We start from the raw sequence: 9239 nt of genomic DNA on the forward strand, positions 1-9239 counted from the left end.
TGCCTGGAAGGAGATGACTGAAGATGACCCGGCAACGCATCGATGTTGAAATGCTCGAACTCTTCAAGGCCGAACTTGCACTTTGCAAGGTGAGGGAAGGCGAGATCGTAGTTGTCCTGAGCGGCGGCGAGGATCAGTCGGAATATGCCCAGACGTTCATGCTGGCCGCGCGGAGCCTTGGCGCGACAACCTTCCACCTCAATGTTCCAAAGTACGGCCAGAGCAAGGTTGCGGGCCAGCAGGGCAGACACGCGCTGAGCGGCAACCAGCCGGCGATCGACACGCTCAAGCGCGTGGATATGGTGATTGATCTTCTGGGCCTGCTGTTCTCGCGTGAGCAGCTCGAAATTCAGGAGGCAGGCACCCGCATTCTGCGCGTAATGGAGCCGTTCCACATTCTCAGAAAGATGTTCCCGACTGAGGATCTCCGCCGGCGAACCGAGCTCTCACGAACGCTCCTGCAGTCAGCCAGAACCATGCGCATCACGTCGCCGGGCGGAACGGATGTGACCTATGGCCTAAAGCAGTATCCGGTCATTTCCGAGTACGGATACACCGATGAGCCGGGCCGCTGGGATCATTTCCCGTCAGGATTTGCTTTCACGCAAGCCACGGATGGGGACGTCAACGGCACTGTCGTTCTGATGCCGGGCGACATTCTCTGCGCATTCAAGCGCTACATCCAGTCTCCGGTCACGCTCACCATCAAGGACGGCTACATCGTCGACCTCGAGGGCGAGGGCACCGACGCGACGCTCATCAGGAACTATATCGACAGTTTCGGCGATCCGCGAGGTTGGGCAATCTCGCATATCGGGTGGGGATCGAATGAGCGCGCCGACTGGCACCATATAGCTGCATCTCAGCAGCTCGCGTCGGAGCACATCATGAATGCGCTTTCCTTTTATGGAAACGTTCTGTTCTCGACGGGACCGAATACCGAGCTTGGCGGCACGAACGACACGCCGTGTCATCTCGATATCCCGCTTCGCGACTGCAGTCTCTGGCTTGACGATATTCACATCCTCGACAAGGGCGAGTTTGCCTACCCGGAGTTGAGGGCGCCCGGCCGCTAGGCCTCGCCATCGAACCGGGACCCGGAGCCGCAATTGCGGCTCCCAATGACGCGGAAAGCGCTTCGGCGACGATCATCCACTGTTCAGCTCTTTCAACGGGAAACGCATTGCATGTCTAAAACCGTCTCAGGCGCGGAAGATTACACGGCCAGACAACGCTATTCGATCATGATCTCGGCGATGCTGGGATACATTCTCGACTTCTACGATGTCCTGATCTTTCCGTTTCTCCTGCCCGCGATCCAGCGCTCAATGTCGCTATCGTTGACCGAGATCGGCTCTTTGCAAGCCCTGACACTCTTCGGGTCGGCGATCGGCGGGGCCCTGTTCGGCGTCATCGGTGATCGCCTTGGCCGAAAGACCTCGCTTCAGCTCACGATCGCGCTGTTCTCGGTAGCGGCGATTATTTCCGCGTTCGCATGGAATTACTGGTCGCTTGCGGTGCTGCGGTTCATCACCGGCATCGGTCTTGGCGGCGAGTACGGCGTTGGCATGGTGCTTTTCAACGAGGCCTGGAAGAAAGGCAGCCGCGGCCTGGGCGCGGCTGCGCTGCAGGGCTGCGCCGTAATCGCATCGTCCACGGCGTCGATCGTCGGCATCTGGCTTATCGCGACGTTCAGCGACGAGTGGAGCTGGCGCATCGGCCTGCTGAGCGGCGGAGTGCCAATCCTGCTGATCATTTTCATCCGCTTCTTCATGCCTGAATCGAAAATCTGGCTGGAGTACGAGGCCCAACGCAAGGCCGGTCAGGTTGCAGAGGCGGCCCGCACTCTTCCCCTGGCCGATCTGTTCCGCAACGGGCTGGCGCGCCAGACCGTCACTGCCTGCGTGTGGCTGATGAGCTACATGCTTTGCTACTACAGTGTCGTCTCCTTCATTCCGACGCTGTTGCTCCGGGACATGCACACGCCGGGCGACGTGGTTCGCGCCACGGCCGTTCTTCTTTCCGTGGTCAGCGGCATCTGCTATCTCGCCAACGGCTTTTTCAACGACAGGGCCGGCCGCCGGTTCGGTGCTCTCGTGCCGGCACTGTTCTGGATCGGATCCCTGGTTGGGATGGCAGTGTGGGGAGGTCAGCTCTACGCCGGCTCGAAAGCCGAGTGGCCGATGTTCTGGCTCTATATCGGATTCGGGATTGGCAACGTTGCGCTCGGCGTGACGGGCGTCTGGATCTCGGAGCTCTATCCGGTCAATCTGCGTGCGACGGCGGTGTCTACATTCTATATGGGCGGTCGCGGCCTTGGCAGTATCGCGCCGGTTATTGTGCCCCTTGCGGCCGCTCATTTCGGCGGAAGCCTGCTAAACGGCATGGTTGCCGTGGCCCTTCCCGCTGCAGCTGTCTTCGTTCTTGCCTCTCTTCTGCTTCCTGAGACGCTCGGTCGGGATTTGTCCGCGAAGGGCTTCAAGGCCGATGCGGACTCGGAGCCGGCGATGAAGGCTGCTCCGGTCTCGAGCGTATGATGCACTCGTGAAATGACGAGCAACCGGCGAGATGAGAGCTTGGCGCGCTCATCTCGCCGGCCCGGCACGCAAGTTGGAATCCGCTGCCGGGCCGTCGATAGGGACAAATGACGTCTAATCGAGATCAATAAGTCACTGAGTTTTCTCAGGCCAGGGCTGACTCGTAATTTGCCGGTCGATCGATTTCAGGAGGGGTTGCTTCAAGCTGCCCCAGATTTTGGCCACTCTCGTTCGCGCCCAGGACGCCGCAACGAAGTGGGATGAAACGGCCGTACACAGAACGCGACCGCAGAGGCCGGTTACATCAAGAAAGATCAATAGGGCTATCCCACAGTCAGATCGCAACTTGAATCGAATGTCGGTATCGGTGGTTGGGCTCCAGGATTTGAACCTACTAGGGGGTCGAACAGGCAGCGGGTTCCGGTGGCCATAAGGTCCTTCCCAGTGAATTAGGCTGCTAATAGCAAAGCAGGCTCCCGCCACTGCGGATTTTGCGATGCACCGAAGCTCCCCCGCCTTGCCAAGCGCTCACGCCACCATACGAAGGACAAACAGCGGTTCTTCGTGTCGGTGGTTGCGTTTGATTCCCTCCCTGGGCACCAACGCTCCCACCGATATTTGGGCGCGCTCAGCTCAACGTTCGGACCGCAGTGCGTCGACGACTATCACATGAGCTTGCCAGCGATCGAACCGGGCAGGATCAACCACGCCTGAAGACGGTGACTTAGGCTTGCGAGCCGCGCTTGATCGGCATCACCTTCTTGAGATCTAGCCAGTGGTCGATCCGATCAGCCCAATGCTGCATCAGTTTCGTGCGCGACCCGATCAGCGCGAGCGGTCCGTGCTTCTTGTAGAGACCTTCCACAGTCGAGTTATCGAGATGGGCGAGCTGCAGCTCGACGACGTCGCCATCCCATGCCTTGGCGTCCTTGATTTCTTCGTGGTGAGACAGGGTCGAGAAGGTGGTCCGGAAGCCGTGGGCACAATGATCAGTCTTGGTGTCAATACCAAGCAGCCGCAAGCGCTTGTTGAGCGTGTTGTTTGATAGCGGCGCGTCCTTCGAGCAGGAAAACGCGTACCGGCGATGGCCGGTCAGCTTCTGAACGCTGCGTAGGATCGCGAGTGCCTGCCGTGACAGAGGCACGACATGGTCCCAGCCGGTCTTCATTTTGGCGGCTGGAACAGTCCAGCGTTTGGCATCCCAATCAACCTCGTTCCACTCCATTTCATTGACCATGCCGGGGCGGGGAATGGTCAGCGCGTCGAAGCGCAAGGCAAGGCCCACAACGTCACCAAACCTCGCTCTCGTCCAAGGTGCGCTGGTGAGTTTGAAGACGCGCGTCACGTCGCGCGGTTCGGTGACGCCAGGACGCGGGGTCGAAATGTTGGCAATCATCTGCCCATTCAGGTTTCGGAATGGATTGTAACCGTCGCCTTCAACATCGGCATAGTCGCAGATCTGCTCACAGATGCTGCGCACGCGGTCCCGGGTTTCCAGCTTTCCCTCGGCTTCGTATGAACGCATGAAAGCGAGCACGTCCGGACGCTTGATGTCCTGCCTCGACAACTTGCCGAAGCGATTCTTGACGTAGCCAACGCGCAGTTCAAGCACCTCGATGGTCTTGGGGTCGCGCACCGCGACGATCCTGCCGCGTTTGACCTTTTCGACCTTCTTCTTTGCGAGCCACTCGTCGGCCCATTGCCCGAAAGGCCGGGCGGCGGCCTGCCTGTGCTTGTCGAGCTGCTTCTCGATGCTCGGGTCTTTGCCTTCCTTGAGCAGATCTTTGGCCTTGTCGCGCTCGTGCCGCGCGTCGGCGAGCGAGAACGTGCCATCCTTGCCGTTGCCGTACGGGCCGATGGAGTAGGTTTTCTGGCGGCCGTGGAAGCGGTAGTCCATCCGCCAGAGCTTTGAGGCAGCGTTGCTGGGCCTGCTCACGTCCGGCGTGACGAAGAGATAGAGCCAGCCGCCGGTCACGTCCGAAATCTTGGCGGGACTCCACGCGCCATTGTCGAATTTCGGTCGGGCGGCGCGGCAGTCGACGTCGGTCCTGATCTGCTTGGGATTGGCACACGTCCCGTCGTTCTTGCCGGCCATCTGCTCAATTCCTTCATTCGGAAAAGCGAAAGTCGCCGTGAACGTTTGTTCTTCCGATACCAGCAGGATACCAGCAAAAATACCAGCATATCGGCCGGCTGGGATCGGAGAAGAACAAACGGTGACGGACAAGAATGTACGCGGAAGTGCCTATTTTTCAAGGGTTTCCGAGCACTGTGTGGACGGTTGCGGACGTTTGAGAACGGGCTTGAACAGCCTGGTTGGTGCCCCTGGCCGGAATCGAACCAGCACTCCTTGCGGAACTCGATTTTGAGTCGAGCGCGTCTACCAGTTCCGCCACAGGGGCAGTCGCGATGGTCCTGGCCGGGAAAGGCCGGGGTCGCGAAGCGCGGCGGACTATAGCGGGCAGCCCGTCACGGTCAACCCGCGCGGATGTGATTGTCCCGCGCCTCGACAGCGATATTTTGGCGCGATACGACCCGGATTGAGCATGGAGGACAGCCAATGCCCCTCCCGAACAATGCTCGCAGGAGGACCGACGTGACGCTCGCCACCGCCCATCCGTCGGATGTTCCCGCCACCGGCAATCCTGCGTTGACCTCGGCCCTGGCGATTGCCGTGATCGCGGCGGCGACGCTGGCCGGCGCCTGGTTCTTCCAGCTCGTGCTGGAGATCATGCCCTGTCCGCTCTGCCTCGAGCAGCGCTATGCCTATTACCTCGCGGTCCCGCTCGGCGCCGTGGTGGCGCTGGCGGCGGCCCGCGGTGCGCCGCGAGCGGTGCTGCTCACAGGGCTTGCGATCCTCGGCCTCGCCGCGCTCGCCAATGCCGGGCTCGGCACCTACCACGCCGGCGTCGAATGGGGATTCTGGCCGGGACCGACCGATTGCACCGGGCCGATGGTGGATTTCGGCAAGGCCGGCTCACTGCTGGACCAGCTCGACAAGGTGAAGGTGGTCCGCTGCGACGAGGTGCAGTTTCGCTTCCTCGGCATTTCGCTCGCCGGCTACAACGTGCTGATCTCGCTGCTGATGGCCGCGATTGCCGGTTGGGGCGTGGCGAAGGCGGCCAAGGTTTGATTGATCGGCCTGATTTACAGGCCCTGACTCAATCGACCTTTTCTTCCGATCTACTTCTTCTTCCCCGGCGTGAAGGCCGGCTGTCCGCCCTTCTGGCTGGGAGCCGCGGCGATCACCTTGATCTTCTCCTTCTTGGGCTTCTTGACCTCGCGGTTGCCGTGTCGCTCGCCTTTGGACATGTCGGTCTCCCTCTGTTTCTCGAGATCATCGACTCGGTCAGAACCTGCCTGCGGAGCAGCCCCGAACGCCGACGTGGATTCGCTTTGCCTGAAGTGATCGTGATCGACCGTAGGCCGATCGCCCTCGAATAGCGAGCGCCAATGCGGTCTGCGGCAACGACACGCACCGTGCAATAGCGAGCGGCCTTCGCTCCGGTCTCGGCAACAGGGCCGGGAAGGCCGAGAAAGCGGTGGCTATTGCGGCTGAAGGGGCACATGCTGGCCCCGGGGCCGCACCGGCGCAAGGCGTTTCGCAAAAGGCTGGCCCATGACCATGCGCTCCCGACGTGACGTCGTCACCTTCCAGCATCCATTCCGGATCAGAGGCATCGATCGTGAATTGCCCGCAAGCTGGCGTATCGATTTGAGCGCATCCAATGGCTGACGAACCGCTCGACCTCGATCGCCACCGCGGTATGGCGGCGCAGAAGGCCACCGACATCCGCCGTGCGCTGGCGGAAATCGAGACCCATGCGAGGGAGCTGCGCGAGCGGCAGGTCACGCTCGAAACCGGACTGCTGGCGGCACCTGCGACGTCGTGGCCGGAGGTCGCCGCCAAGGCGCGCTACGTTCTGAATCTGTACGCCGCTAGCCTGCCGCCGGAGGATACAAGGCATCGCGATCTGGTCACAGCAATTCTCGAGGATTTTGTCCGGCTCACCGAGCCGCAATGAACCAGAACCACTTCGCGGCTTTGAAGGAGCTGGTCACATGACGCTTACCCAGGGTCGCTTCATCAGCTACGAATACGACCGGATGGTCGTGCTGTTTTCGATGCATGACGACGAGAAGGAGATCCATTGCGCGATCTCGACGTCCGCCATGGATGAATTGGAAGGCGGGGCGCTCGGGCGCGCGGGCCACCGCGAGACTCAGTTCATGCGGCTGCGCGAGCGCATCGAGGCCTGCGCCGATGGCAAGTACCAAGCGAAGGAGTTCGAGGGGGCGCCGCCCCGGATCATCCTGCGCAGCATCGATTTCCGGAAGCCAAGGTAGAGAATTCCCTGTGCGAAGGCCCTGACGCGCGTGTCAGGTGTTACAAGGTGGAGGCTATCCCGCCGTCACCGTTCCGATCATGCGCGACAGACGAGCCCATGCTGATCACTGTGCACCGCGTCCCCGTCGAGTTGCTGCTGTTGGCCAATGAGACGTTGTTGCGCCTCAAGAGCCGACGCAATCTCGTCGCCACTCTGATGAGCGAGCAGCGCCCGAGATATACGATCTCCGAGATCCATGGTGCAAGCAGCCGGCTGACCGCGCTTTGGCGCGCAGTCGCCAGGGAGCGCCTCGAGGAATGGAACGAAGCACAGCCCGGTTCGGTCTATGCCCGGATCACCGGGCCGTTGTGGCACGCCGCAGCTGTCGCGAAACTGCAATCGGACCGGGACGAGGAGCTATGGTTTGATCCCGGCGAACTGACAGCGTTGGCGCGATCGTTTCGCGATCGGCCGGATCAGTCAGCGTCCGAAGTGCGAGTCGGATAGTGATCTGATCGCCTAATCGTCGACGTCGTCCTGCGGCCGCCCGAACAGGTGGATGATGCCCGGCGTCGAGATGGTGACGAACAAAAAGCGCGACAGATGATGCGCGCCGACGAAGATCGGGTCGATGTGCAGCGTCAGCGCCAGCGCCAGCATGGCGTCCATCGCGCCGGGCGCGAAGGCGACCACGACGTCGGCAAGCCGCACATGGGTGGTGAAGCCGATCACCGCGACGAACACGGCAGAGATCAGGATCGCGATCGCAAACGAGCCGAGCCCGGCGTTGACGTGGCTGAGCAGGGTCGAGGTCTTCATTCGCGCGAAGCGGGTGCCGATCAGCGCGCCGATGCCGACCAGCGCGACATTGCGGAGCCAGGGCGGCAGGCCGCCATCGACCAGGCCTGAGCCGTGCAGCAGGCTGGAGGCGAGCATCGCGCCGAACATCCAGCTTGCAGGGAATTTGATCCAGCGCAGCAGCAGCGAGACGCCGATCGACCCGGCGACCAGGGCGACAAGGCCGAACGGCGAGGCCACCGTCGTCGGCAATGGCGGCGGCGCCGCGTGCGTCACGCCGGTTAGCGCCAGCACCAGCGGCAGGGCCGCGGTCAGGATGATGACGCGCATGGTCTGCACCACGGCGATCGCCGCGACGTCAGCGCCCTTTTCCGCGGCGAGGATCGTGATCTGCGAGAGCGCGCCGGGGCTGCCGGCGAGGAAGGCCGAGGTCTGGTCCCAGCCATGGATGCGCTGCAGATAGACGCTCGAGCCGAAGGTCGAGCAGAACGTCGCCAGCGCCAGCAGGGCGATGGTGAGCGGATAGGAACTCATGTGCTGCAGCAATTGCTGCGACATCAGCGAGCCCAGCGAGATGCCGAGCAGCAGCAGCACCGATTGCGTCAGCACCGGCGGCACCGCGAGCGGCCGTCCGGCCAGTGCTGCGATCGCGACCGCGCACATCGCACCCGAGATCAGCCCGCCCGGCAATCCCGCCCATAAAAACAGCAAGCCGCCGGCGGCGCCGATGACGAGTGTCTCGAGCCCGTTCAGAACTTTGCTGCGGTCGGGAATGGCTGACGCCATCGAAGCGCGGATCAGGGTCACGCCGCCTTATGGCAAATTCGCAATCTCGGGACAAATGCGTCTCGCGATTGCAGCATTGCGCCCCGGCTCGCCCAGCGCACAGGTTTTCACCCTCCCCGGCGGGGAGGGTGAAGGATGTCAGATACGTCGACGCGTTACTTCGCGGCCGGCGCGGCGGCAGCGCCGCCCGCCTTCTTGCACTCGGAGCGGAATTTCTTGCGCTCCTTGCCGTGCAGGCCCTTGGCGTCGGCCTCCTTCGAGCATTCCAGCGACTCGGCGGTGCGCGGCTTGGCTTCCTTGGCCATCTTGCCGTCGGCCTTCGGAGCGGCCTCCTTGGCGGCGGGGGCGGCGGTTTGCGCGAAAGCTCCGCCCATCAGCAGCAGGGAGGCAAGGGCGGTTGCGGTCGCGAGCGCAGAAATCTTCTTCATGGGGCACCTCGTGAGGGAAGGAGCCGAAACGTTGCGCGGCGATGATGAACCGCGGATGAATATGCGGTGGTCCCGCCGCCACAATATTTTAACGGCCAAGGGCGTCCGCACATTGTCGCAAGTCGGGGTTGCGCTAGGATAATGGTCTTATGCCAATGCCCCCCAGGGGAAACCTCACGGGAAACCAGGGATGACGGGAGACCAGGGATGACCATTCAGACCAGATTGTTGTGTGTGATTGCGGTGTCGGGCTTTGCAGCCTTTGCGGCGAGCGCGCCGGCGCAGGCCCTGACCGCGCAGGAATGCAGCGCCAAGTACCAGGCGGCCAAGACGGCAGGCACCCTCAGCGGCCAGAAGTGGAA

10 protein-coding genes and 1 tRNA gene are annotated in these 9239 nt (G+C 62.1%); 6 read left to right on the forward strand and 5 right to left on the reverse strand.

What is annotated here, in order from left to right; genetic code table 11:
- The first annotated feature begins 23 nt into the window (after positions 1 to 23).
- Both H8A95_RS23530 and H8A95_RS23535 read left to right on the forward strand, forming a co-directional pair.
- Positions 24 to 1076 carry a 2,5-dihydroxypyridine 5,6-dioxygenase NicX family protein gene (locus H8A95_RS23530; protein WP_229185246.1) on the forward strand — a complete coding sequence of 351 codons (1053 nt, stop codon included), beginning with the start codon at positions 24 to 26 and terminating at the stop codon, positions 1074 to 1076.
- Positions 1077 to 1187: 111 nt separating this feature from the next.
- On the forward strand, positions 1188 to 2537 hold the full coding sequence (locus H8A95_RS23535) for an MFS transporter (protein WP_229185247.1): 1350 nt from the start codon (positions 1188 to 1190) through the stop codon (positions 2535 to 2537).
- A gap of 724 nt (positions 2538 to 3261) precedes the next feature.
- Here H8A95_RS23535 and H8A95_RS23540 read toward each other — a convergent pair.
- Entirely contained in the window at positions 3262 to 4764 is a 1503-nt protein-coding gene (locus H8A95_RS23540; protein WP_229185248.1) for a tyrosine-type recombinase/integrase, read from the reverse strand.
- Positions 4765 to 4854: 90 nt separating this feature from the next.
- Positions 4855 to 4939, reverse strand: a tRNA-Leu gene (locus H8A95_RS23545).
- Between the two features lie 158 nt (positions 4940 to 5097).
- On the opposite strand from H8A95_RS23545, the gene H8A95_RS23550 reads away from it, so the two are divergent.
- Positions 5098 to 5670 (forward strand): disulfide bond formation protein B, encoded by a 573-nt coding sequence (locus H8A95_RS23550; protein ID WP_229185249.1) that lies wholly within the window; start codon positions 5098 to 5100, stop codon positions 5668 to 5670.
- A gap of 50 nt (positions 5671 to 5720) precedes the next feature.
- Here the strand turns inward: H8A95_RS23550 and H8A95_RS43875 are convergent, their stop codons facing one another.
- On the reverse strand, positions 5721 to 5849 hold the full coding sequence (locus H8A95_RS43875) for a hypothetical protein (protein ID WP_274613304.1): 129 nt from the start codon (positions 5847 to 5849) through the stop codon (positions 5721 to 5723).
- Positions 5850 to 6265: 416 nt separating this feature from the next.
- On the opposite strand from H8A95_RS43875, the gene H8A95_RS23555 reads away from it, so the two are divergent.
- The 3 genes from H8A95_RS23555 (at position 6266) to H8A95_RS23565 (ending at position 7372) form a co-directional block, all read left to right on the forward strand.
- Positions 6266 to 6562, forward strand: coding sequence for a hypothetical protein (locus H8A95_RS23555; RefSeq protein ID WP_229185250.1), 297 nt, complete (start codon positions 6266 to 6268; stop codon positions 6560 to 6562).
- A 37-nt stretch (positions 6563 to 6599) separates the two neighbouring features.
- Positions 6600 to 6884 carry a DUF1488 family protein gene (locus H8A95_RS23560; protein WP_092123564.1) on the forward strand — a complete coding sequence of 95 codons (285 nt, stop codon included), beginning with the start codon at positions 6600 to 6602 and terminating at the stop codon, positions 6882 to 6884.
- Between the two features lie 98 nt (positions 6885 to 6982).
- A complete protein-coding gene (locus H8A95_RS23565; RefSeq protein WP_229185251.1) occupies positions 6983 to 7372 on the forward strand; it encodes a hypothetical protein in 390 nt (129 codons plus the stop codon).
- Positions 7373 to 7384: 12 nt separating this feature from the next.
- Here H8A95_RS23565 and H8A95_RS23570 read toward each other — a convergent pair whose 3' ends face one another.
- On the reverse strand, positions 7385 to 8470 hold the full coding sequence (locus H8A95_RS23570) for an AbrB family transcriptional regulator (protein ID WP_420839443.1): 1086 nt from the start codon (positions 8468 to 8470) through the stop codon (positions 7385 to 7387).
- Between the two features lie 134 nt (positions 8471 to 8604).
- The gene (locus H8A95_RS23575) at positions 8605 to 8877 is read right to left on the reverse strand and encodes a PsiF family protein (protein WP_212314068.1); all 273 of its coding nucleotides are present in this window, start codon (positions 8875 to 8877) and stop codon (positions 8605 to 8607) included.
- Positions 8878 to 9239: the final 362 nt, after the last annotated feature.

This window comes from Bradyrhizobium oropedii (assembly GCF_020889685.1).
Taxonomy (GTDB): domain Bacteria; phylum Pseudomonadota; class Alphaproteobacteria; order Rhizobiales; family Xanthobacteraceae; genus Bradyrhizobium; species Bradyrhizobium oropedii.